The organism is Nocardia sp. CWNU-33 (assembly GCF_046764895.1).
Classification (GTDB): Bacteria; Actinomycetota; Actinomycetes; order Mycobacteriales; family Mycobacteriaceae; genus Nocardia.
The window spans coordinates 126,200-148,875 of record NZ_JBKOQN010000017.1 but is presented as its reverse complement, the minus strand read 5'-3'; the positions used below and the strand labels follow the sequence as shown (position 1 = coordinate 148,875).

The following is a 22,676-nucleotide window of genomic DNA, read 5'->3' as shown; positions in this document are numbered from 1 at the left end:
CTCGCGTGGTACACCTATGTACCAGAATGACGGTACGCCGACGTACCGTCATCGACAAGAGGATGACGGCGACGCTTTTCGCAAACAAGCCGTTGCGCCGGAACCCGCATAACCGAAGAACTCGCGACCCGCACCAGCCGAGGGATCGACCTGTCGAGCCGCCCGCCCCGCCGAGTGGTCGGCGAACCCACCCAATACCCTATGAGGACACCGACAGTGAGGTGGCGCGATGGTGGAGACGACGGTGATCGGCACGTCGGCGAGAACTCGTTGGGACGAGCACGCCGCCTGGCGCGGGCCGGTGCGACGCGCGGAACTTCCTGGCGGCCAACAGGTTTGGGTGGTCGCAGGATACGACGAGGTAGCCACACTACTGGCCGATCCTCGACTCAGCCTGGACAAGAAGCACGCCAGCGACGGCTATACCGGTTTCGCGCTACCACCTGCGCTCGATCGAAACCTGTTGAACATGGACGGCGACGAACACCACCGGATCAGAAAGCTCGCCGGACCCGCATTCTCCCGACGTTCCTCGGGAAGTCTGCGCGCCGCCGTCGCCCGAACCGTCGCGGCGGTGTTCGCCGCACTGCCCGAAAGCGGCAGCGAGACAATTGATCTGCTCACTGCCGTGTGTGTCCCGGTTCCGGCACTGGTGATCGGCGAACTGCTCGGGATACCCGCCCACCTCCATACGCGCCTGCGCGAGGCCGCCACCGCCATGGTGACTGTCGATGCCGCATCGAAGGCGTCCGGGCAACGGCTCGTGGCGGCGATCGGCTGGCTGACCGCGACATTCGCAACACTGGTCGAGTCGAAGCGCACAGATCCCGGCGACGACCTACTGAGCGGGTGGATCCATGCCGGCGACATCGAGGAAACGCTGACCGAGGACGAACTGGTGTCCCTCGCCTTCCTGATGATGCTGGCGGGTTTGGAGAACGCCGTGCACATGTGCAGCAACATAATTGCCGCACTGCTCACCTCGGACGATGCCGCCGCAACCCTCGCCGCGTGGCCGACATCCCGCGGCTCGCTGATGGAACGTGCCAATCCACTGCCGTTTGCCATCCGACGATTCGCGGTCACCGATCTCATTCTCGGCGAGCACCCCGTCTCCGCTGGAGACACCGTGCTGCTGACGCTGTTCGGCGCCGATTCCGACCCGGCCCGCAATGGCAGGCCGAGCCTGATGTTCGGCCGCGGCCCCCACTACTGCCTCGGCGCGCACGCCACCGATCTTGTCGTCGACGCTGTGGTCCCGCAGCTGTTCGTGCGGCACCCCCGAGTACAGCTCGCTGTTGCGGAATCGGCGCTCGAATACCGAACCTCGTGGCGCTCACACGGCCTGGTTACGCTGCCGGTGCTGCTCACGCCGCGCTAGCCGCCATCAGCGAGGGGCATTCAGGGCGCGGGCCGTCTCGTAGCGCCGGGTCGAGCCACCGGGATGGCCGCTGATGTGCAGCCGACGACGATCCGTGCATGGGCTCACCCATGGCGAGCCGACACCATACACGGAAGCCCGGTCAGGGCACCACGACCACAGTCGGTCAACGGAGGGCGACCGTAGCGGTCGCACGACCGAAGACATTTCGTCCTCGATGCTTGGCGCCGATGGCCACGATCGCGCTGGACCGGTCGGGGTCGACCGCTTTGATCCGACCGGTGAACTCGATCTCCGCGCCGGTCTCTGTGACGTATACCGGACTGGTCAACCGCACATTGAGGGCACGAATCGCGCCCGGATCACCCAGCCAAGAGCTGACGTAGTCCGCGCCGAGCCCGATGGTGAGCATGCCTTGTGCCACCACGGTTTCCAGACGCATCAAATGTGCGAGCTTCTCACTCCAATGGATGGGATTGGGGTCACCGGAGACTCCGGCATAGTTCACCAAATCGCCTTTGCTGAGCCGGACCGTCCGCGGCGCAAGCCGATCGCCGACGACCAGCGAATCGAACGCCACCACGTGCTCCCCCGCGCCATGCCAGTAGTTTTCCGGGCCGGGGATGGTTGGGACATCGACGCGACGCGGTGGGTTCTTCTGGTGGGGGCCGCGCTCACGATCACCGAAAGCAGGCATCAGCGATTCAACTGCGGTATGCGCGAGAGCGGGGTCGTCGCTACTGCGGCCCACGATGGCCGTGCGCGAGGTCAGGACCGGCTCGGCGCGATGGTTGAAGACCACCTGACGCAGTCCTATGAGATCTCCGCCGAATGCCCGGCGAAACGACTCCAGGCACATCTCGAAGGTCAGGCGGTCACCCTCGTGGATTGTTGTGTGGTACTCGATCATCTGATCGGTCTGGATCATCTGACTCAAATCGTAGCCGCGCAGAATCGTCGGAAAGATTTCGGAGTAGGCCAGGTGCCCGGAGACGGACGCGAACGTCGGCGGCGCGAGGAGACCCGGGTAGCCATAAGCAGCGGCAATGTCGTCGCGCCAGTGCACGAGGTGACGGTTTTGTACCGCTCGGGCGAACTCACGAATCTTCTCCCGGCCGACCTCATAGTAATCACTGGCACGGTAAGTCCGCCCGACCATCGAATACGCGTGGGCTACGGGATCGAAACCTTCGGTACGGTTACTGAACACTGGCGCGAATTTACCCAACTACCAGTACATATCCGTTGAACCCGGTTGGTTCGTCGTTTCGCGGCGACGCCGATGTACGCCCGGACTGCACATTCAGTCGATGTCGACCCCACTCCAGGTCGGTCCAGAACGCCGTTTTCTGGTACCCAACAGCCTCGTCGTCCGCGATTCGAGCGGGGCAGCAATGGCCGGATCTGACAGAGATATGTCGTTGCGGCCATCGGCGCAGGCATCGACGATAGAGTCATGACCTTGATCCACCGCGTCGTCATCGCGGCCTTTCCCGATGTCGACTTGCTCGATGTCGCCGGGCCGGCCGAAGTATTCGCGCTGGCGAACCGCGAGGGTGACGGGCGAGCGCGGTACGACGTGCGGCTGGCAAGCCCCGCACGAGGCGAAGTGCGCACGTCCGCCGGGGTGCGTGTCGTCACCGATCTCGGCTTCGACGAGGTCGAACACACGATCGACACGTTGATCGTCCCGGGTGCGGTGGATTCCCTGCCCCATGGTCCGGTGGCGCGGGTCGAGCCGGAGATCGTGATGTGGATCCGGACCGTCGCGCCGCGCACGAGGCGGATAGCCTCGGTGTGCGTGGGTGCGCATCTGCTCGCGGCCGCAGGCTTGCTGGACGGGAAGACTGCCACCACCCATTGGTCGACAGCCGACCAACTCGCCGCCGAGCACCCGCACGTCGTCGTGGACCCCGACCCCATCTTCATCCGCGCCGGCCGGATCTGGACCGGTGCCGGGATCAGCGCATGTCTGGACCTCGCCCTGGCACTGGTGGCCGAGGATCACGGCGAGGAACTGGCGTTGCAGGTCGCGCGGCAACTGGTGGTCTACCTCAAACGTCAAGGCGGCCAAAGCCAATTCAGCGTGCCACTGAGCCGGCCCGCGGCCACCCGCCGTGACATCGATGAATTGCGGCTCTTCGTCACCGAACATCTGGACGGCGATCTGTCCACCTCGGCGCTGGCGGCCAGGATGTGCCTCAGTGAGCGTCATTTCACGCGTGTCTTCCGGCAGGAAACCGGCACCAGCGCCGTGGTCTATGTCGAGGCATGCCGGGTCGAAGCCGCGCGTCGGCTGCTCGAAACCACCGACCAGCCGCTCGAACGAGTCGCCGCGACGGTGGGACTTGGGTCGGTCGAGACCCTGCACCGCGCCTTCCGCAGGCAACTCGCAACCACCCCGGGCGACTACCGAAACCGGTTCCGCATCACGACCTGAACGTCGAGTGCAGCCACCGCGCCGCATCCGACGCCCGAATTTCCATCCCCGCACAGAAAGTCGAAACCAATGTCGATGAATGCTGCCTCGAGCACCCTCCGAAGCGTGATCGGTCTGGACAATCAGCTACCGCGGCTGGCCGATGCCGCGGTGATCATGATCGATTTCCAGAACACTTACCGCCGCGGCGTCATGGCCGTGGACGGCGCCGAACAGGCGCTGGCCGCTGGCGCCCGATTGTTGACGGCCGCCCGAGAATCGCACCGGCCGGTAGTGCATATCATCAACGACGGCGGCCCGGGCACACCCTATGACATTCGCGCCGACATCGGCGCGATCAGCGGCCCGGTCGCACCGCGGTCCGGAGAGCCGGTCGTGGTCAAGCAGTTCCCGAATGCCTTCCACAACACCGATCTGGAGCAGACCCTGCAACGACTCGGTGTAGGCCAGGAACTGGTGCTGGCCGGATTCATGACCCACATGTGCGTGAGCTACACCGCTCAGGGGGCGTTCAACCTCGGATACCGCCCGACCGTCGTCGCCGAGGCCACCGCCACCCGATGCCTGCCCAGCCCACAGGGCCCCACTGTCCCCTCCGCCGTACTGCACACCGCAGCCCTGACCACGATCGCCGACCTGTTCGGCGTCGTCGCCGCAACCGTTGACGACCTCGTTCCGCAGCCTGTGCCCCCTACAGATTCCTGACTCGGCCGATCCACACGCAACGAGTCCAACGAGCGACCCTTTGCGGCCGGCTCACATCCGAGTCAATGAAGTTCGCAGCGCCGGGCGGACGAAATGTCCGACGCTCGCGCATGCGACGAAGTCACGAGGCTCGGTGGCTCGGACACCCACCGAGCGGCGCGGTGCGAGCGGTCGCTCGGTGGGCGGACCGCCGGCCGCCCAGTTGGCGCACGGCCGAACAGGGGCGGAGTTGACGGTCCTGTTCGACGGGCGCACGGTCGGCCGCGATCGGTGCATCCGTCCGAACAGGACTCGGAGATGATGGGTTTCGTCCTGTTGGGCGCGATGCACGATCAGGCGGGTCTTACAGCGATCCACCACCGCCGATCACCCACGGGTTGAAGGCGCATTGCAGGTTCGGGTGTCCGACCGGATCCAGCGCGCGCAGCGCAATCGACAGTGCGCGTGGCGAATAGAGGATGGTCAGGTGGTCGGAGAGATCCTGTTCGCACCCGTCCTGCAGGGTGATGTTGTGCACCGGCGCACCCGGTCCCGCCTGCAGGAACGTCAGGTCGTATGGGTTGGTGATCTCGTCATAGCGCGTGCCGACAACTGTGTAGTCGACCCCGGCGACGGTGTCGCCGTTGGCATTCAGCTTGTTGACGAAATCCGAGCCGATAGTCTGCTGGATACCGGCGTGGCCGACGAAGATCTCGATGAAGCCGAGAATGTCGATGCCGAAATTGTTGATGGCCCTGCCGAGTGCGCCGATCCCGTCAAGGCTGGTGCCATGGTGGGTGGCACCGTAAGTGATCAGGTTCTCGACCTTCGCCGCGCCGCCCTCGAACTTCATGTAGTAGTTCGACATCGAGCCGCCCTGGGAGTGCGCCACGAGATCGACCTCGCTCGCGCCGGTCGCGGCGAGCACCCGATCCACGAATACCGCGAGCTGTGTCGCCGAGTCCTCGATGTAGCCGAATGGATACCACCCCGCCGAACCCGAACGGCTGCCCGACGTCGACACGGCGGCGAACTCCGACCGGACCGCTCCCGCATCTGGCAGCCGAACACCGTGCACCACAGTCGATTTCGATGCGTTGACCGTGGGCGCCGAACTGCCGATCCTGGCGTTCGACCTGTCACTTCGCGACCTGGTGAATTACACCGAGGTCACCGGCGACGGCAATCCGGTGTTGTTCAACGAGCAGGTCGCCACCGCGGCGGATCTGCCGACTGTGGTCGCCCCCGGCACGCTCACACTCGGGCTCGCCGCGAGCTTCCTGAGCGCATGGCTGGGTGACCCGGCTGCGGTCACCCGGTTTCGCGCACAGTTCGCGCACTACACGCACTACGTGGGCATCCCTGCGCTGGATACCAGCTAGATCGAGTTCCGCGGACGGGTAACCTCGCTGGACCCCCACAAGCGCAAGGCGACCATCGCCATCGACGCACGATCGAGCGGCCGCAAGCTCTTCGGCTACGCCGCCGCGGAAGCGCTATTCCCCGAACGGGATTGAGCCGAGGAGCCCAATCCGGTCAGCCGGGCCAGGCGGCGGTGCGAATCCAGTCGCGCCGCCCGATCGTAAGTGCTGGTGTGCACCAGGATCTCATCGGCGCCGGTCCGGGTCACCAAGTGCTCCAACGCCTCCGCGACCTCGTCTTCGGTGCCGTGGATATGGTCGCGCAGCGCCTCGTCGAACATCCTGCGCTCCCGCTCGGTCATCGCCATAGTCTCGATGTCCTCGGGCGGGATGAGCACGGGGAACTCACCACGGGTGCGCGAGTAGACATTCGACCACGCCTCCGGCAGCAACAGCCGGTGCGCCTGTTCGGTGGTGTCGGCGATGACGACCGCGCCCGAGACGACGACATACGGCTGCGCACCCCACGGCGTCGGGTGGAACTCGTTGCGGTAATGCTCGATCGCCTCGACCATCCGGTCCTCGCCCGCCACCGCCGCGATCACCAGCGGCAGCCCGAACCGTGCCGCCCGCGCCGCACCCGAGCCGGTCGCCAGCAAGAACGCAGGCACCCGCAGGCCATCCGCGGGCCAGGCGTGCACTCCGTGGCGGCCGTTGCCGACGTACTCCAGCACTTCGGTGAGCTGCGCGTCGAAATCGTCGGCGTCGCCCTTCCCGTGCCCGAGCGCGCGGCGCACACCATCGGTGAACCCGACCGACCGGCCGAGACCCATATCGATGCGGCCCGGATACAACGACTCCAGTACCCCGAACTGCTCGGCAACCACGAGCGGCTGATGGTTGGGCAGCATCACACCGCCGGTGCCGATCCGAATCCGCAATGTCGCCGCGGCAACCGCCGCGGCGAGCACCGTCGGCGCCGACCCCGCCACGCCCGGCACGCTGTGGTGCTCGGATACCCAGAAGCGGTGGTAACCCCACTCCTCGGCCAGCTGTGCGAACTCGACGGTCTCACGCAGCGCCTCGGCGTGGGTCTGACCGCGCCGAACGCGGGACCGGTCCAAGATCGAGAACTGGACCGACTGGAGTACCGAAGTCATACCAACGTCAACGCCGACGGCGTCGTCTGATTCCGCAGCACCGCTGACCAGGGCCTCAGGTGAGGCGGATGCGGGCTTCCTTCCAGGAGAGTGGGATGTCCACACGGGTCGCGGTGGAATCGACGAAGCTGGGGTTGCCTACGCGGCCTGCCATGTCGGCGAGCATCTGCGCGTGGGCGCCGCTACGCACGAAGTTGTTCATCGCCTCCTGGTCCGACCACGCGGACAAGGTCCAGAACGTCTTGCTGAACAGGCGTGCGTCGAGCGTGTAGCCGACACAGCCGGGAGCATCGCGCAGCTGGGAGCGAATCTTCAGCGTCCAGCGCAGGAACCGAACGATATCGGAGTAGCGGTTCAGCGGCAGCCGCGAGGTCAGCACCTGCAACTGCTCTCCGTCGACAGGCTTATGAACTCCGGAGGTCCAGGGCAGGGTCGGCATCAGTGGGGTCCCGTCATGAGATGGATCGAATGCGGCACCGCCTCGAGCGAGCGCGGAGCGCCCATCAAGATGACATTCGGTAAATCCAACCGCAACTCGAGGCCGAATCGGGTCCTGCTGTGCACCTTGCCGCAGAGCCTATTTCGGCTCGGGCAGCCCGAGCACGGGAGCAAGCACGCGCCAGGCGCGCGGCAGCTGTGCCTCGAAATCGGCCCAGGTGTGCATGCCCGTCTGCTGATACTCCACGGTGACGGGGATCTTCAGCTCACCGAGCCTGGCGGCGAACCGCTCGGTGCACGCGCGCGCTCCGGCCTCCAGCGCTGCGCCCCCACCTGCCAGTTTCAGCGCATCGAGGACGGTCGGCGAGTTGGCCACGGCGATGAGATCCGCGCCGGTTGGCAGACCGGGCGCGGCCGAGAGATAGATCGTTGTCCCGCGCAGGCCTTCGGCGCCGAGCACGCTGTCGTGCGCGACCCACTTCGGCGAGCTCGGCGGGCCCCAGAGGTTCTCGACATTGCCGCCGCGCGAGGCGACGGTAATCGTGGTGACGGCGTGCCCAATGGGTCCGCGGTCGAATAGCATCCGCTCATTAATCACAAGTGATCTGCGGACTTTCGAGAAGATAGCGATTGCGGCGCCGACCTTCTAACTATCGGAATCGTTGCGACGCCCGCGATCTCCCGCACCACCGCGGCGGAATTCCAGACGCAGCGCCGACCGCACAAACCGGCGCTGCGTGAACGTCACCCTACGGTCGACCGCGCGCCGTGACGTCGACTTCTCGACTCTTCACCAGTGGACCGGCTGCCACCGGGGACAAACCACAACACACCGACGCCCCGGCAGTGGAGCGCTGTGGAGCGCGGCCCGCGCCGCCTCCGTGACGACGGGTGGGGCGACAGCCGGCCAGAGCCCGCCCGGTGACCTGTGAGCTGCCCCAAGAGGACCGTCTAGGATGTGTGCTTTGGGTCATATCCTCGATAACATCGAGCGCCGCGCCCCGTATGACGAGGTCGGCGGAGCAACGGCGACGGCGAGCGACTTCGAAGGGCATCACCACACATGAGCGGTACGCGGGACAAACTGGAGCAGCTGCAGGGCATCCTGGAGCTCGCCCAGGAGCCGGCCGGCGAAGCCGGCATCGCGAAACGCAAGGCCAAGGAGATACCCAGCGCCCGCGAGCGGGTCCGGATGCTGCTCGACGCCGGCAGCTTCATCGAGCTGGGCGCCCTGGTGCGCCAGCCGGGCACGCCGGGCGCGATGTACGGCGACGGCGTGGTGACCGGCCACGGCCGCATCGACGGCAGGCCGGTGGTGGTGATCGCGCACGATCAGACCGTCTTCGGCGGCTCGGTCGGCGAGATGTTCGGCCGCAAAGTGGCCAACGCACTCGACTTCGCGTTGAACAATGCCTGCCCGGTCGTGGCGATCAACGACTCCGGCGGCGCCAGAATCCAGGACGCGGTGGCCTCGCTGGCCTGGTATGCCCTGATGAGCAGGCGCCAGGGACCACTGTCGGGCTTCGTTCCACAGGTCTCGATCATGCTCGGCAAGTGCGCGGCGGGATCGGTCTACGCGCCGGTCAACACCGACATCCTGATCGCGACCGAGAACTCCTACATGTTCGTCACCGGGCCCGAGGTCATCAAGGACGTCACCGGCGAGGCCGTGACCATGGAGGAGCTGGGTGGCGCGCAGGTGCAGGCAGGCAACGGCACCGTCCATCATGTCGCCGAGACCGAGCAGGCCGCCTTCGACTGGGCCAGGAACTACCTCAGTTACCTGCCGTCCAGCGTCATGGAGCAGGGCCCGATCGTGAATCCGGGGCTGGAGCCGGAAATCACCGCCTCCGACCTCGAGCTGGACTCCATCATCCCGGATTCCGATCGCGCGGGCTACGACATGCACGACATCCTGCTGCGGCTGTTCGACGACGGCGATTTCCTCGAGATCGGCGCGGCCACCGCACAGAACCTGATCACCGGTTTCACCCGGGTGGACGGGCGCAGCGTCGGCGTCATCGCGAACCAGCCGATGGTGCTCGGCGGCGCCATCGACGCCAAATGCTCGGACAAGGCGACCCATTTCATTCGCCTGTGCAATGCCTTCCGGCTTCCGCTGGTGTTCGTCGTGGACACCCCCGGTGTGCTGCCGGGTGTCGAGGAGGAGCGCAACGGCGTCATCAAGCGCGGCGGGCGTTTCTTCCGTGCCGTCCTCGAGTCGACCGTGCCGATCGTGACCGTCGTGGTGCGCAAGGCCTACGGCGGCGGCTACGCGGTGATGGGCTGCAAGCAGCTCGGCGCGGACATCAGCCTGGCCTGGCCCACCGCACGGATCGCGGTGATGGGCGCGGAGAGCATGGTCACCATCGTCGGCAAACGCCAGCTGGCCCAGGTGCCCGCCGATCAGCGAGCGGCGGTGCGGGACTACATGATCAGCCAGTACAACGAGACCGTCGCGACCCCGTGGATCGCCGCGGAACGCGGTTACATCGACGCTGTCATCGAACCGTCGCGCACCCGCCTGGAAATCCGACAGGCGCTGCGGCTGCTGCGCGACAAGGAATCCGCACTCGAACCCGAGAATCGCAAGCACAGCCTCTTCCCGGTCTAGACCGCCGCGAGAACCGCCAGTTGTGCTGTGTCACAACGCATACCGGTGCCATTCGTAGCATGTGCCGATGTTTACTTTCCGCCGAGCGGCGTTCTGTTCGAGTGCCTAACATTATCGATGTGCCAGGCCCGCGTTCGCCGCGCAGCGGCCCGGCACGCGGTGTGCCCGCCGACCTTGTCCCTACCCTTGGTCGGCGGGCACACCGCACTCCGTAGGAATTTCCGCGCTAAGTCTGGTCCGGTCGGGTGCCGTGGTTGCCCCAGGTGAGTCCCACCGTGGCCCACTCGGTCTCCCACAGTCGCGAGCGCCTGCGGTCGAGTGCGCGCCGCAGCAGGGCATAGCAGCTACCGCAGCAGGCGAGCACCGCCAACACCGCGCCGGTGGTGATGAGGACGGCCTTGCTCAGCGCCCGGGTTTCCGAGGGCGGATGGGTGACCTTTCCCGTACTGTCGAGCCAAACCTTGACGGTGCCACCGGTTTTCACTATTCCGGTCGCCTGATAGTCGCTGGTGTGAGTGGTGCCGTCGGGATCGCTCCAGGTCACCTTCGCCGGTGTCATCGGCGCATACAGCGGCGTCTTGCCGACCTCGACGACCGTCGCGTCGACCTGGTGCAGCTGCGCCGCCTCCGCTTGCGCGACACGGGTTTCGGTCTCGTAGACGCGGCCGCCGATAGTCATGACCGCCACCGGAACGACGATGATGAACAACAGCAGCAATAGCGCGCCCGCCACCGATTGGATGCGATCTTCCCGTCTACGCATCGGATTACGATCCAACCCGACGCGCCGACAGGTCCGACGGACTGCATTCGCTTGCACCGGCCGTGCGGTCATGACGGTGCCTCCTCGTGATGGATATTGCTGGTCAGCCCGGCGAGAGTGGCGAAGAACCCTTCGATGAGCTCGGGCAGGCTGCTGGGATCCGCGCCGACGGCCCAAGCCTGCAGCGCCGCGATGAGCATCCCGGAGCCCACCGCAACGGCCGCAGCCGGGCGCAGATCCGCTACTGGATCTGTACCCATGCGCGCGGCGATGATGCGCACCGATTCCTGTTGCCCCGCGAGACGGATGCGCTGGTAGCCCGCGAACAGCGCGGGCTCGTCGTCGAATCGCTGGAACAGCTCCCAGCGGCGAACAAGCAGTTCCGTACGCGGGCCACTGTATTCGGCATCCAGCCAGTCATGAATGGCATTGCGATAAGCAGCCAGCGGTGGCTCATCGAGCGGCCTGGCGCACAACGCGTCGTTGAACAGGTGCACATCCTGGTCGAGATCGGCGAGCACAGCCTCCTCGATCGACGAGAAGTGCCGACTGAAAGTCCGCCTCGTCACCCCGGCGCGCACCGCGATGTCCTCCACCGCGACCGAGTCGAGCCCCCGCTCGGTGAGCAAGTCGAAGGCAGCAGCCGACATGGCCGCACGACTACGCCTCGTGCGCAGCCTCCGGCCATCCAGGTCGACACCATCGTCGCCACCCATGCCGAACAGTCTAGCAGCTAATTGTCTCATAGGGACAATAGTTGACAAGCTGTTGCGGACCCGGGTGATGACTCGACTGGTGCCGTTGCGGCCGGATCGGTCGGATCACCCGGATGCGTTGCCACCGGATCAGTCGGCATCGTCGGCACCGAACCGGTGTCGGGCTCATCGGCCGAATGCGGTGATGGGCTGCAAACAGCTCAGTGCGGATATCAGCCTGGCGTGGCCCACCGCGCCGATCGCCTGGTGGGCGCGCAGAGCGCGGTCGGCATCGTCGGCAAGCGCAAATTGGCCGAAGTCCCCGCCGACCAGCGGTCCGCCGTGCGAGACTTCATGATCAATAGCTGCAACGCAACCGTCGCCACACCGTGGATCGCCGCCGAGCGCGGTTACATGACGCCGTCATCGAACCTGCCCGCACCCGACTGGAAATTCGGCACGCGCTGCGGCTGCCCAGGGAGAAGGAAGCCGGAGCCGAACCAAACCCTCGCAAGCACAACCAGTACCCGATGTGAGACCGCGGCGCCGGACCCGCAAGTGTCCGGCACCGCCCGCCAGAATTGCACGTAGTTGATTACCGATGTCATCGATGTAGTCGCCGAATTCGCGATCGCCCGCAAAGCGGTGTGGGATCTGCTGCTGGATCCGCAAACCTATCCACGAATATTCGAAGGCGTCGGCGCCTGCGAACCGTTGGAGACCGTCGCAGGCCATCCGGTGCTGCTGGTGCGGGTCGGGTCGGCCGAGGCCGGCATCCGTTCCCACACCATGCAATTGATCGTGGGTCAGGAGCAGGAGAGCTTCGAACTCCGCTTCCCTATGCTCGGCAGCTTCGCCTCGGTGCGGTTGCGCGACGAGCACGGGCAGACCAGGATCTGTGTCACCTATTTCGCGCCGGGCCGAGTGCATCCGCATCTGGCCGAGCTGACCAATGCCGCGATCGTCGATTGGACGAACGCCGGTCTGCGATTGCTTGCCGACCTCGTCCGCGCCGCGCCGACCTCGGTGATCGTCAACGGCGAGAACTCGCCCCTGCGGCTCAGAGCCGGTGTCGCGAAACAGATCATGACCTCCGGGGTAGGGCGCACCTATCGACCGGACTCGGCGTTCCGGCAGCTGCGCCGTCTGGCTGAATGGGGATTCAACATGGCCGGTGGCTACGCCGCCGCGGCCGTGCAGTCCCCGCACCGTGCGGCCGTTGTCGACTGCCGAGGGCGGCGCACTTTCACCGAGATGCACGACCGCACCCAGGCCTTGGCCGCCGCGATGGCGGCACTCGGGCTGAACGCGGGAGACGCGGTGGGACTGCTGGCGCGCAATCATGCAGGCATGGTCGAAACCATGGTCGCCGCAGGCAAGCTCGGTATCGATGCCGTGTTGCTGAACACCGGGCTGCCCGCCCGGCGGATCGAGGAGATCGTGCAGCGCGACAAGCTGTCTGCGCTGTTCGTGGACGCCGAATTCGATCCGCTCGTCCAGTATCTGCACGCCGACATCCCCCGCTACACCACCGACGACACCCCGCCGACGCCGGGCGGAACCACGATCGATGATTTGATAGCACAAGGGCACAAGGACTTTCGTAAGCCAACGCAACCGGGCAAACTGGTCGTACTCACCTCGGGTACCTCCGGCACGCCGAAGGGCGCGCGCCGCCCGCACCCGAAGGGTTTCGGCACCATCGCCGCCCTGCTGTCCCGGATTCCGTTCCGCATGAACGACACCATGCTCATCCCGGCCCCGCTGTTCCACACCTGGGGCCTCGCGGCACTGCAGATGAGCACGCCACTGCGCGCAACGGTGGTGCTGCAGGGACATTTCGACGCCGAGGACTGCCTGCGCCTGATCGCCGAGCATCGCGTGACGACGCTGATCGCCGTGCCGATCATGGTGCACCGCATCCTCGAGTTGCCCACACCCGTGCGCGCTCGCTACGACACCTCCAGCCTGCGGGTCGTCGCCAGTTGCGGAGCGCCGCTCGCGGCCGCGACGGTGCTGAATTTCATGGACACCTTCGGCGACATCCTCTACAACGTGTACGGCTCGACAGAGGTCTCCTGGGCGACCATCGCCGACCCCGACGATCTGCGGACCGCGCCGACCACCGCGGGCCGTCCGCCGCTCGGCACCAAGATCGGCGTCCTCGGGCCCGACCTGAAACCGCTGCCGGTCGGCGCGACCGGGCACATCTTCGTCGGCAATCACATGCTGTTCGACGGCTACGTCAATGCCGCACCTCCCAGCGAGGCCGACGGTATGCTCGACACCGGCGATCTCGGCTACCTCGATGCCGCAGGGCGGCTGTTCATCGCGGGCCGCGACGACGAAATGATCATTTCCGGCGGCGAGAACGTCTTCCCACGGCCGGTCGAAGAGGCGCTTTCTCATCTCCCCCAGGTCAGTGAGGTGGCGGTGGTCGGCGTGCCGGACCACGAATACGGCCAGCGGCTGGCCGCCTTCGTAGTGAAAAGGGAAGGCGCGGGCCTGGATTCGGACATGGTGCGCAGCTATATCCGGCACCGGCTCAGCCGCTTCTCAGTGCCGCGCGACGTCACCTTTCTCAACGACCTACCGCGCGGTGAGACCGGGAAGATCCTCAAACGGCTACTACTCGGCGCACCGGACGCGAACGAGGCGACATAGGCGCGCTGCGGCTACTGCTGATCGCCGGTGTCCGACGGCCGATCAACGGTTCGTGGCATCCGCTCCCGCAGCGCTTCGAGCAGTCCGATGGTGTATTCCGGCGGCGCGGCATGCACCGACAGCACGTTCACCACCCGGAGATAGGCATCGAGATCGGCTCGCTTGTCCAGGTACAGGGCGCTGGTCAACTGCTGGAGGTAGACGATATCGGGCAGGTCGGGCTCCGCGAACCGCAGCATGGTGAATGCACCGTCCGCGATCGCGGGTCCGCCGACATGATCGGCGAGCACTTGGACGCTGATATGCGGTTGCGCGGCGAGTCGAACCAAGTGGTCCAACTGCCCACGCCACACAGTCGAACCACCGATCGGACGCCGCAATGCCGCCTCGTCGACTGTCACCCAGAACTGCGGCGGGTCACGACGCACCAAAATCTCTTGTCGGCGCATGCGCAGCGCCACCCGGCGTTCGATCGCCTCGTCCGGCTCGTCGGGATGCGCGAGCGTCAGCAGGGCGCGGGCGTAGTCGGCGGTCTGCAACAGTTCGGGCACCGCCCGCGGCTCGTAGCAGCGAATCAGCCGCGCCGCCTGTTCCAGGCCGAGATAGGTGTCGAACCATTTGGGCAACCAGTCGGTGTCGCGGTGCCACCAGCCCGATGCGCTGGCCTGCTGCGCCAGCTCGATGAACTCCGCCAATTCCTCAGGATCGGTGACCCCGTAGAAGGCGAGCAGATCGACGAGATCGCGTTGCCGGAAACCGACCCGGCCCAGCTCTAGTCGGCTGATCTTCGAATGTGATCCGCGAATGGCCTCGCCCGCGTCCTCCCGGCTGATCCCGCACGCTTCTCGCAGCCGTCGCATGCGGCCGCCGAGAATCATGCGCAGCACCGTGGGTCCGCCGTCGGCGGCCACACTTCCGGCAAACGGGGGGCCATCCCCTTCTCGTAGCTCCGATGCAGGCATGCTCCGAGTCTGCCATGTCACGACCGTGACTTTCTACGGCCAAAGTGCCTCAACCGCACAGATATTCGTGCACATACACAGGCATCCGAGGCACCGCGGATGCACCGGCGACGCGCCGGTCACCACGCGATTCCTTGGTGACAATCCCATGCGAATCGCCGGTAGTACCGGGCATTACACATTCCACGACGACCGCCTCTCGATCGGCGTGTCGGACGAATACGCTCATCTCACGGCTTCGACACGGCCTTCCTGCAGCGGCCTCCCCATGGACGAGGGGACTCGAAGCTGAGAGGCCGCCCAGGATCCGTACCCACGCGCCCACGTCGCGAAGCACCCGCCGGGGGCTCCAGATCTCGTCGCCTACCGTCGCGGATCAGCGCAGTAGAACTTCTGCCGTCGCGCGCCCGAACAGCTTCCTGCCGTCGGAAGTGGCGGTGAGGGCGACGATCGCCGCACGGCGATCGGGATCGAGCGACTTGATCCGACCACGGAACTCGATCCGGCTGTGCTCGGTCTGCGCGACCGGTGCGAACCCGGCGAACCGTACGCCGTATGTAGTGACGGCGGCCGGATCACCCAGCCATTCGGTGAGATACCCCGCGCCGAGGCCCATGGTCAGCAGTCCGTGCGACACTACATCGGGCAGACCCGCGGCACAGGCGACCTGGTCGCTGAAATGGATCGGATTCGAATCACCCGACACCCCAGCGTAATTCACCAGGTCGCCGCGGGTGAGCGACACAATGCGGGCAGGCAGTTCCGCACCGACCCGCAGCTGATCGAAGGTAGGGACGCTGCATCGCTCCCGCACCTGCGCCTCGTCGACCGGTCCCGCGGGCAGGTCGTCGGAGCATTCGACGAGTCCCGGGTCCGCTGTCGGGGATGTGCGCCGCTGCGCCGCGCCGAGGCGATCGGCAAGCGCCTGGCCGGTCATGATGACGCCGTCGACCGCCGCCGCGAGGTCGGGGGCGACCTCGGTGCCGGTACGCGCCACCACCGTGGTGCACGCGGTCTGCAACAGCTCCTTGTGCTGGTTGGTGAGGACGTTCTTGGTCACCATGAAGTCGTTGTCGCCGAACTGCCGAAACGACTCGATAAACGAGTCGCAGCGCAACTGGTCACCCGCGACGATCGGCCGATGCATGTGGATGGTCTGCTCGGTCTGCAGGACTTGGCTGATGTCGTAACCGGTGATCACCGATTCGAACATCTTGCGCTGCATCAGCAGCCAGACGATCGACGGAAAGGTCAGCGGTGCGATCAGCCCGTCGTAGCCCAGCTCCCACGCTGCCGATTCCTGCCGGTGCGCCGGGTGATCGTCCTGCACAGCCCGGGCGAATTCGCGGATCTTCTCCCGCCCGACCTCGTAGTGATCGGTCATTCGATAATGGCGGCCGACCAGGGCCCGTGCCTGGTGCGACGCCTGCTCCGGCCCAACGGCCGCGGTGTTGTTCATCGGTCGCATCCGCCGACCCGGTATGTCACCGCGTCCGGACCGGCCCACCGTACCGGCACAGCGGTCAGCGCTCGCGGCGTTCGACGGAAAGTCTGGGCACCACGACAACGGACAACGCGTATCACTATCACGTGACATTAATCGCCGATTCCACGGCAAGCGCAACGAGGAGGTCCGGCAGACGAGCAAACCTCAGCATTCGTCGGGCGCAGGCACGCCCTGTAGCCGCTGATCCAGCCAGACCATCGCCTCCGGATAGCCGAGGCCCGCGGCAATGACATGCTCACCGAGCACACTGCGATAGACCGAGGGGACACCGAGACCGCACTGCTCGTGATAAAGGTTGCGAGCTCCCTCGGCCGGAATCCAGAATTCCTGCTCGCCGTTGTAGATGTAGAGCGGCGTTGCCGACTTCATGCCTTCCATCCTGGTCACCCGGTAGATCTGCGCAGCGAGCTCGGAGTGCAGCGGGTCGGCGAAGTTCGCAGCCACATCGATAGGCAGCATGAGCACACCGGCGATCCCGAAGCCGTTGCCGCACAGGTCTTTCACCGGCGAGGTCGCCACCCACTGCGCCAGGTTGTTCATCCGCGCGAGTATCTCCGGACGTTCCCTGCCGATGGCGAAGGCCGCGGCCATGAACACCCCCGAGGCGAGGTTGCCGTTCATGCTCCGGGCGAGGATCTCGAAATCGGCGGGCACCCCACCCAGCGCGGCTCCGACGATCACCTCGGCCAACTCCGGCGCATAGCTGTCGATCAGTTTGACTGCGCCGTGGGTGGCGATCGCACCACCGGAGTATCCGGCCATCGCGAACTTGCTGTCCCCGAATTCCTCCGGGCGCAGCTCGCGCACCGCGCGAATCGCATCGAGCACGGCATGACCCGCCACATACGGCTCCGCGTAGGCCATCCAGGGGCCCTCGTGGTCGGGAACCAGCACGGCGTACCCGCGCAGCACCGCCAATTGTGTTGTCGGTGGGATGAAATCGGTGAAGCTGGTCTTCGTCGAGAATCCGTGCGCGAAGCTGTAGCCGGGCGTGCAGTCGCGGCCGAGGGCGTCGATCGGCAGATTGTTGACCACTACGGGCCTGCTGCCAGGGCCCGCCCACGCGGTGGTCGGCACAATCAGCGTCGCCGTCGCATACGACGGCAGCCCGTGCGCGTCGGTGGTGCGGAACTTCAGCAACAGCGCCTGTCTGATGGGGACGAGGATCAGCGGCCCGGCGGTGGGGGTGATGTCCCGGACCTCGAGCAACTGGCCCTCGGCGAAATCCTCCAGATTCGCAGGCCACGCGTCGAAGATCGGATCACCGACCGGTGCGGGCAGCACCGCCCGCCGCAGCGCGGCGAGCGCGGGCGTCGGACCAGTTGACAACAGCGGGTCAGGGTCCGGCGCCGGCGCGAACGGGATGGGCGGCGGGGGCAGCACCCGATCGATCCATTCCTGCAGGTTGGGTAGGAGTGAGCCGTTCTCCGGAGTCAACAGCCTGGGCAGTCCCGAAAGATCGGATAGCGCAGGCAATCCAGGCGGTGCGGTCGGGTCGGGCAGCGGCTCCGCGACCGCCTGCCCGAGCACCGGCGGGCACACCAGTAACAGAGCGAAGAACAAGGCACGCAAACATCTCATGACACACCCTCTGCGTGCGACGTCGGTTGCCTGGTGCTGGAGATGACGGGACTCCTCGACCCCGAAATGCCCCCTGTCGCACCGGGGCTCGAAACGTCAGGCTAACCCGCCGTGATGGTCCGAGATTCCGCTGTGCCCGAGTTGTGTGTGTCATGTCGCCATATCGCAACAACCGGGCCGAAGGCGATTCGGTGGAATCGCCTTCGGCCCGTTGGTATCTACGCGGCGGGTCCTCAGCAGTTGCTGGGTGCGGGCTCCCCCTGAAAACGGGCGTTCAGCCAGCTGAGCGCTGCCGGGATGCCGAGCACCGCCGCGGTCAGATGATCGGGCACCGGCGTCACTTCTGCCTCCACCCGCGCCCCTGCCGCACACCAGCGACGGTCGGTATTGGTGATCGCGTCGACCGGGATGAGCCCATCGATCGGCGAGTGCCATTCGAAGACCGGCGCTTTCGGCACGCCGTCGTAGAGTTCGAGGCTGTTCTCCTCCACCACCGCGCGGGCGTCGCCGTCGTTGATCATCGACGTCGTCTTCGCGAAGTCCATCGCGCCGTGTCCGGCACCTGCGGCCAGGATGTCATTGGTGCAGCTATTGGCCATGGCCGCGCGGGCGGCGAGCCCGCGGTCGTTCAGCTGGTCACTGAGCGGGAACCGGTCGGGGTACTCGCGTTCCAGACCGAGCCCGGCGGCCAGCGCAAGCCCGAACGCCGGATGCGAACCGAGACCGAGCCCCTCGAGCATCTTCACCAAATTCATGGGCACCCCGCCCATGGCCGCGCCGACGATGTCGAGTTCCGGCGCATACTGTGGCGCCAGCGCCGCCGCCCATGCAGTGGCCATGCCACCGCCGGAGTAGCCGACCATGCCCACCTGGCTCTTCTCCACCTGCAGCTCGGATACCTGCTTGACGGCGCGGACACCGTCCAGGGTGATCTGACCACCCAATTTCGCCGCGCCATAGGCGAACTGGGGCCCGAGGTGATCGGGCAGCGCGACCGTCCAACCCTGCTGCAGCAAAACATTCCACGCCGGAGCCTCACGCACCATCAGATTCGGATCGTCGGTGTACAGCACCCGCGAGACCGAGCATTCTGCGCCGAGGCCGTTGATGATGTGCTGATAGGACAGCAGCGGGCCGTCCTTCTTGTGTCCGCGCGGCGTCAGCACCGTGGTGGTCGCCGCGATCGGCTTGCTCTGGGAGTTGGTCGACCGGAACCGCACCACCGTCACGGTGGTGTCCGGGAAGATCGGCAGTGGCGGCATCGTGCGGGTGGCGATGACGTCGCCGGGCTTCATGTCCGCCAGATTCGCCGGGATCGAATAGAACGGGTCCGGATCCGCCGCCGGGTATATCGGTGCGCTGTGACCGGTCCCCGCGACCGCGACCACCATCAGTAGACCGGCCGCCATCGCACCGACTGTGCGCACCACCCCCCTGCCGGATCTCCACTTGCGCCTAGAACGTAGGGCCTGCCTCATCGACGATGCCTCCAGAATGGGTCCAACGTTGTGACCATCGTTTACAACAACGGACCACAGTTACATATTTGGAGCGAAACATTTTGACAAGTCACAAGTTTCGCGTGACTGGTCGTGACGATAGTGCATCGGACCTGGTGAGAACCCCCTATAGCCCGGCATCGGCCCTGTGAGATGTCCAACAGCCGAGGTTCATCATATTCCCCACAATGGTGGGGACCTACCGTCACAAGTACCGGCGTCGTTGCCGCGCCGGTGGCGGAAGGAGACAGTGGCATGGACGGCACTGCGCGAAAACTGACCGACCGGGAGTACGCCAAGGAGTCACCCACCCGTCGGATCACCGTCTACTTCGATGGACCGACACCCGACGAGGCTCTGATCCTCGAATACGCCGCCACCCGCGCCGAGGCGTGGGAGTTCACCTCCGCCGCGGTGCAAGCCGGGCTGGTGGTCACTGTGGACAACAAGGTGCGACCCGAGCTCCGACCGCTGCCGTGCCGTTCGCTGTGGCACTGAGGACCGGCGGAACCCCGACCTCGCTGTCACCGCGACTTGTCTGACTCTCCGCCGCAGTCGCACACCACGATCAGAGGTCCGCCGGCGATATGCCGCACCGGCGAACCTTGGCTACGCTCGGTGGCGATGACCATGCGGGAGGAACGACAGTGACCCAGTGAACCCGATTCCGCCCTATCCGGGCAGGCACCTACCTCGCCCGTCGATGCTGTCCGGCGCGGCACTTCTGCTCTGCGCCACCCTGCTGCTCGCGATCAGCGGTTGCGAAACCGATCAGCCGGCGTCGGTGGCAGCCACGACGCTAGACCCACCCGCCGTCACGACCTCCATTGCCACCACCGCGACGTCGATCTCGACGTCATCTGCCGCGACTCCCACCGTCGATCCTTATGCTGATCAAGCACTCATCGACCACATCGAGTGGACAGTAGCCATCGATGGCCCGCGGCTGCTCGTCTTCCCGACACCGGCCGGGCGGAACACTACTTTCCCCGGCTCCGAGGACCGCGCCTGGCAAGAAGTGCTCGCGCAGTCCGCAGCGGCCGATACACCCGGCATGCGCGACCAGTTCGTGTGTCACTGGCATTGGGCCCGCATGGTGGCGCCGAACAAACCGAGTTGGAATCTCGAACCCTGGCGTCCAGCGCTCGACTATCAGGCCATCGTCCAAGCCGGTTGCAACCCGGGCGGACCCGAACGCTGATCACCGCACCGAATATCACGCGGCACCGACCGGAGAGGACCACCCATGCGCGTCGTCATCGCAGGCGGACACGGAAAGATCGCACTGCTGCTCGCCGAATTGCTGACCGAACGGGGTGACAAGGTCGACAGCCTGATCCGCAAACCGGAGCAAGCAGCCGACATCGCCGCCACCGGCGCTCGCGCCGTGGTGCTCGACCTCGAACATGCTGCGCCCGGCGACGTCGCCGCGGCCATCCAGGGCTATGACGCCGTCGTTTTCGCCGCCGGCGCGGGCCCGGGCAGCAGCGCGGAGCGCAAGTACACGGTCGACAAGGGCGGTTCGGTGCTGCTCGCCACCGCCGCCGAGCAGGCCGGCGTGCGCCGTTTCGTGCAGATCTCCACGATGGGTGCGGGAGCGCCGCCCGCGGCCGGCAGCGATGAGGTCTGGGCGGCCTACATCGATGCCAAAACCCAAGCCGAAGACGACTTGCGTGCCCGCGATCTGGACTGGACGATCCTGCGCCCCGGCCGCCTCCTCGACACTCCCGCCACCGGCCTCGTGACGCTCGGTCCGCCGCCGCTGCCGGGCGGCGCCATCCCGCGCGCCGATGTCGCCACGGTCCTGGCGGGAATTCTGCACGCCCCGCAGACCGCGGGAGCGACACTCGAACTGATCTCAGGTGCCATTCCGGTGACTTCCGCGATCGAAAATTTAGATAACCAGTCGGTCGCCCAAGATGGTGCCGCCCCGACCGATTGACTTGTGTACGTCCCCGATTGGAGTCCGTCACTGTGTTCAGCCGCATCGTGTCCCTAAAGATCCGGCCCGGCTCTCGCTCCGAATTTCTGGCTGCCGTCGGCCGCAGCGCCGCCGCGTCGGTGCGCGAGGAGCCGGGTTGCCTCCGATTCGATGTCTGCGCCGACCGCGTGGATCCGCACCGGTTCTTCCTGTACCAGGTATATGTCGACGACGAGGCAGCGGAAGCGCATCGATTCACCGACCATTTCATTGCGTGGCGCAGCGCGGCAGACCGATATGTCGAGCCGGGCACCCAGGTTCACTACAGCACCGATGTCCTCGTCAACGCCAACTGAGTTGCCCGGCGGAACGCGCTTTCGCCACGCGTTCGCGGGCAGTTAGCAGACACGAAATCGCCTCTGCGCACACGCAATCGATCGTGCAGATGTACTTGCATCTGAAAGGCGCACCGACCTAAACTCAGTCCCGCAACGCTATATAGGGGACAACCAGGGGAGGCCGCGTGGGCGAGCCAAGGGCCAATGTCGCCTTGGGTTTGCTGCCGCCAGACGTCAGGGGCGTTCGAATGGACCAACCACTTCACGGCGGCCGGCTCGGAATAGCCGATGCCGCACTGGCCGACCAGCCAGCGAACGGTACGAATATGAGCACACCGTCGTCACGATCGGGCCAGCGGCCTGCCGCACTCACGCGGGAGACTGCCGTCGCGTTCGTGATCCATGCCGTCGAATCCACCGGCGCGGCCACCCGCCACGATTTCGACATCGACCGGATCGTCACCACCGCACATGCGATGGCCGACGACTGGGATCTCGAGGTCCTGCAGCCGGATGCGTTCTGGCGCATCGCCTCCACTTTTATCAAGCAGTGAGGTAGTGCGCGCTCGCGCAGACACCGAATACTGTCGTGCCGCTGCGTGATACAGAGCGTCCCGCGGCACCTGCGATGTCCTGCGCCCATCGGCGCCCGCCGCACCTCGCGCTGT

At 66.0% G+C, this 22,676-nt stretch carries 21 protein-coding genes and 2 pseudogenes; 12 read left to right on the top strand and 11 right to left on the bottom strand.

Annotated features, from left to right (window positions below):
- Positions 1 to 229: 229 nt before the first annotated feature.
- Complete coding sequence (locus ACLMAL_RS23190; protein ID WP_412000987.1) at positions 230 to 1,381, top strand: cytochrome P450; 1,152 nt, start codon at positions 230 to 232, stop codon at positions 1,379 to 1,381.
- 166 nt (positions 1,382 to 1,547) lie between these two features.
- Here the strand turns inward: ACLMAL_RS23190 and ACLMAL_RS23185 are convergent, their stop codons facing one another.
- On the bottom strand, positions 1,548 to 2,591 hold the full coding sequence (locus ACLMAL_RS23185; protein ID WP_412000986.1) for a fused (3R)-hydroxyacyl-ACP dehydratase subunits HadA/HadB: 1,044 nt from the start codon (positions 2,589 to 2,591) through the stop codon (positions 1,548 to 1,550).
- 246 nt (positions 2,592 to 2,837) lie between these two features.
- Between ACLMAL_RS23185 and ACLMAL_RS23180 the strand changes: the two genes are divergently transcribed.
- Both ACLMAL_RS23180 and ACLMAL_RS23175 read left to right on the top strand, forming a co-directional pair.
- Complete coding sequence (locus ACLMAL_RS23180; RefSeq protein ID WP_412000985.1) at positions 2,838 to 3,821, top strand: GlxA family transcriptional regulator; 984 nt, start codon at positions 2,838 to 2,840, stop codon at positions 3,819 to 3,821.
- 75 nt (positions 3,822 to 3,896) lie between these two features.
- Positions 3,897 to 4,526, top strand: coding sequence for a cysteine hydrolase family protein (locus ACLMAL_RS23175; protein ID WP_412000999.1), 630 nt, complete (start codon positions 3,897 to 3,899; stop codon positions 4,524 to 4,526).
- 343 nt (positions 4,527 to 4,869) lie between these two features.
- On the opposite strand, the pseudogene ACLMAL_RS23170 reads toward ACLMAL_RS23175, so the two are convergent.
- A pseudogene (locus ACLMAL_RS23170) lies at positions 4,870 to 5,481 on the bottom strand (lipase family alpha/beta hydrolase); the annotation flags it as partial.
- Between the two features lie 127 nt (positions 5,482 to 5,608).
- Here ACLMAL_RS23170 and ACLMAL_RS23165 point away from each other — a divergent pair.
- Positions 5,609 to 5,887 (top strand): MaoC/PaaZ C-terminal domain-containing protein, encoded by a 279-nt coding sequence (locus ACLMAL_RS23165; RefSeq protein WP_412000984.1) that lies wholly within the window; start codon positions 5,609 to 5,611, stop codon positions 5,885 to 5,887.
- Between the two features lie 95 nt (positions 5,888 to 5,982).
- Here ACLMAL_RS23165 and ACLMAL_RS23160 read toward each other — a convergent pair whose 3' ends face one another.
- From ACLMAL_RS23160 to ACLMAL_RS23150, 3 genes are all read right to left on the bottom strand, one after another.
- Complete coding sequence (locus tag ACLMAL_RS23160; protein WP_412000983.1) at positions 5,983 to 7,026, bottom strand: LLM class flavin-dependent oxidoreductase; 1,044 nt, start codon at positions 7,024 to 7,026, stop codon at positions 5,983 to 5,985.
- Between the two features lie 55 nt (positions 7,027 to 7,081).
- Positions 7,082 to 7,465 carry an antibiotic biosynthesis monooxygenase gene (locus tag ACLMAL_RS23155; RefSeq protein WP_328402502.1) on the bottom strand — a complete coding sequence of 128 codons (384 nt, stop codon included), beginning with the start codon at positions 7,463 to 7,465 and terminating at the stop codon, positions 7,082 to 7,084.
- A 138-nt stretch (positions 7,466 to 7,603) separates the two neighbouring features.
- Positions 7,604 to 8,047, bottom strand: a complete 444-nt coding sequence (locus ACLMAL_RS23150; protein ID WP_412000982.1) for a hypothetical protein — start codon at positions 8,045 to 8,047, stop codon at positions 7,604 to 7,606.
- Between the two features lie 480 nt (positions 8,048 to 8,527).
- On the opposite strand from ACLMAL_RS23150, the gene ACLMAL_RS23145 reads away from it, so the two are divergent.
- Positions 8,528 to 10,078: an acyl-CoA carboxylase subunit beta gene (locus ACLMAL_RS23145; RefSeq protein ID WP_412000981.1), complete on the top strand. Its 1,551-nt coding sequence runs from the start codon at positions 8,528 to 8,530 to the stop codon at positions 10,076 to 10,078.
- Positions 10,079 to 10,304: 226 nt separating this feature from the next.
- On the opposite strand, the gene ACLMAL_RS23140 is transcribed toward ACLMAL_RS23145, so the two are convergent.
- Positions 10,305 to 10,841 (bottom strand): hypothetical protein, encoded by a 537-nt coding sequence (locus ACLMAL_RS23140; protein WP_412000980.1) that lies wholly within the window; start codon positions 10,839 to 10,841, stop codon positions 10,305 to 10,307.
- Positions 10,842 to 10,909: 68 nt separating this feature from the next.
- Positions 10,910 to 11,557, bottom strand: coding sequence for a TetR/AcrR family transcriptional regulator (locus tag ACLMAL_RS23135; protein WP_412000979.1), 648 nt, complete (start codon positions 11,555 to 11,557; stop codon positions 10,910 to 10,912).
- Positions 11,558 to 11,735: 178 nt separating this feature from the next.
- Here ACLMAL_RS23135 and ACLMAL_RS23130 point away from each other — a divergent pair.
- Both ACLMAL_RS23130 and ACLMAL_RS23125 read left to right on the top strand, forming a co-directional pair.
- Positions 11,736 to 12,072 (top strand): annotated as a pseudogene (locus ACLMAL_RS23130) (carboxyl transferase domain-containing protein); the annotation flags it as partial.
- A 55-nt stretch (positions 12,073 to 12,127) separates the two neighbouring features.
- Positions 12,128 to 14,200: an AMP-binding protein gene (locus ACLMAL_RS23125; RefSeq protein ID WP_412000978.1), complete on the top strand. Its 2,073-nt coding sequence runs from the start codon at positions 12,128 to 12,130 to the stop codon at positions 14,198 to 14,200.
- A gap of 11 nt (positions 14,201 to 14,211) precedes the next feature.
- Here ACLMAL_RS23125 and ACLMAL_RS23120 read toward each other — a convergent pair whose 3' ends face one another.
- From ACLMAL_RS23120 to ACLMAL_RS23105, 4 genes are all read right to left on the bottom strand, one after another.
- Positions 14,212 to 15,162, bottom strand: a complete 951-nt coding sequence (locus ACLMAL_RS23120; protein ID WP_328402526.1) for a helix-turn-helix transcriptional regulator — start codon at positions 15,160 to 15,162, stop codon at positions 14,212 to 14,214.
- A 376-nt stretch (positions 15,163 to 15,538) separates the two neighbouring features.
- The gene (locus ACLMAL_RS23115; RefSeq protein WP_412000977.1) at positions 15,539 to 16,621 is read right to left on the bottom strand and encodes a fused (3R)-hydroxyacyl-ACP dehydratase subunits HadA/HadB; all 1,083 of its coding nucleotides are present in this window, start codon (positions 16,619 to 16,621) and stop codon (positions 15,539 to 15,541) included.
- 192 nt (positions 16,622 to 16,813) lie between these two features.
- The gene (locus ACLMAL_RS23110; RefSeq protein WP_412000976.1) at positions 16,814 to 18,250 is read right to left on the bottom strand and encodes a lipase family protein; all 1,437 of its coding nucleotides are present in this window, start codon (positions 18,248 to 18,250) and stop codon (positions 16,814 to 16,816) included.
- A 233-nt stretch (positions 18,251 to 18,483) separates the two neighbouring features.
- On the bottom strand, positions 18,484 to 19,728 hold the full coding sequence (locus ACLMAL_RS23105) for a lipase family protein (RefSeq protein ID WP_412000975.1): 1,245 nt from the start codon (positions 19,726 to 19,728) through the stop codon (positions 18,484 to 18,486).
- A gap of 276 nt (positions 19,729 to 20,004) precedes the next feature.
- On the opposite strand from ACLMAL_RS23105, the gene ACLMAL_RS23100 reads away from it, so the two are divergent.
- The 5 genes from ACLMAL_RS23100 to ACLMAL_RS23080 all read left to right on the top strand — a co-directional run bounded on the left by ACLMAL_RS23100 (position 20,005) and on the right by ACLMAL_RS23080 (position 22,562).
- A complete protein-coding gene (locus ACLMAL_RS23100) occupies positions 20,005 to 20,247 on the top strand; it encodes a hypothetical protein (protein WP_412000974.1) in 243 nt (80 codons plus the stop codon).
- Positions 20,248 to 20,404: 157 nt separating this feature from the next.
- On the top strand, positions 20,405 to 20,950 hold the full coding sequence (locus ACLMAL_RS23095) for a DUF2599 domain-containing protein (RefSeq protein ID WP_412000973.1): 546 nt from the start codon (positions 20,405 to 20,407) through the stop codon (positions 20,948 to 20,950).
- 45 nt (positions 20,951 to 20,995) lie between these two features.
- Complete coding sequence (locus ACLMAL_RS23090) at positions 20,996 to 21,691, top strand: SDR family oxidoreductase (protein ID WP_412000972.1); 696 nt, start codon at positions 20,996 to 20,998, stop codon at positions 21,689 to 21,691.
- A 47-nt stretch (positions 21,692 to 21,738) separates the two neighbouring features.
- Positions 21,739 to 22,026, top strand: coding sequence for a putative quinol monooxygenase (locus ACLMAL_RS23085; protein WP_412000971.1), 288 nt, complete (start codon positions 21,739 to 21,741; stop codon positions 22,024 to 22,026).
- Positions 22,027 to 22,334: 308 nt separating this feature from the next.
- Entirely contained in the window at positions 22,335 to 22,562 is a 228-nt protein-coding gene (locus ACLMAL_RS23080; protein WP_364900996.1) for a hypothetical protein, read from the top strand.
- Positions 22,563 to 22,676: the final 114 nt, after the last annotated feature.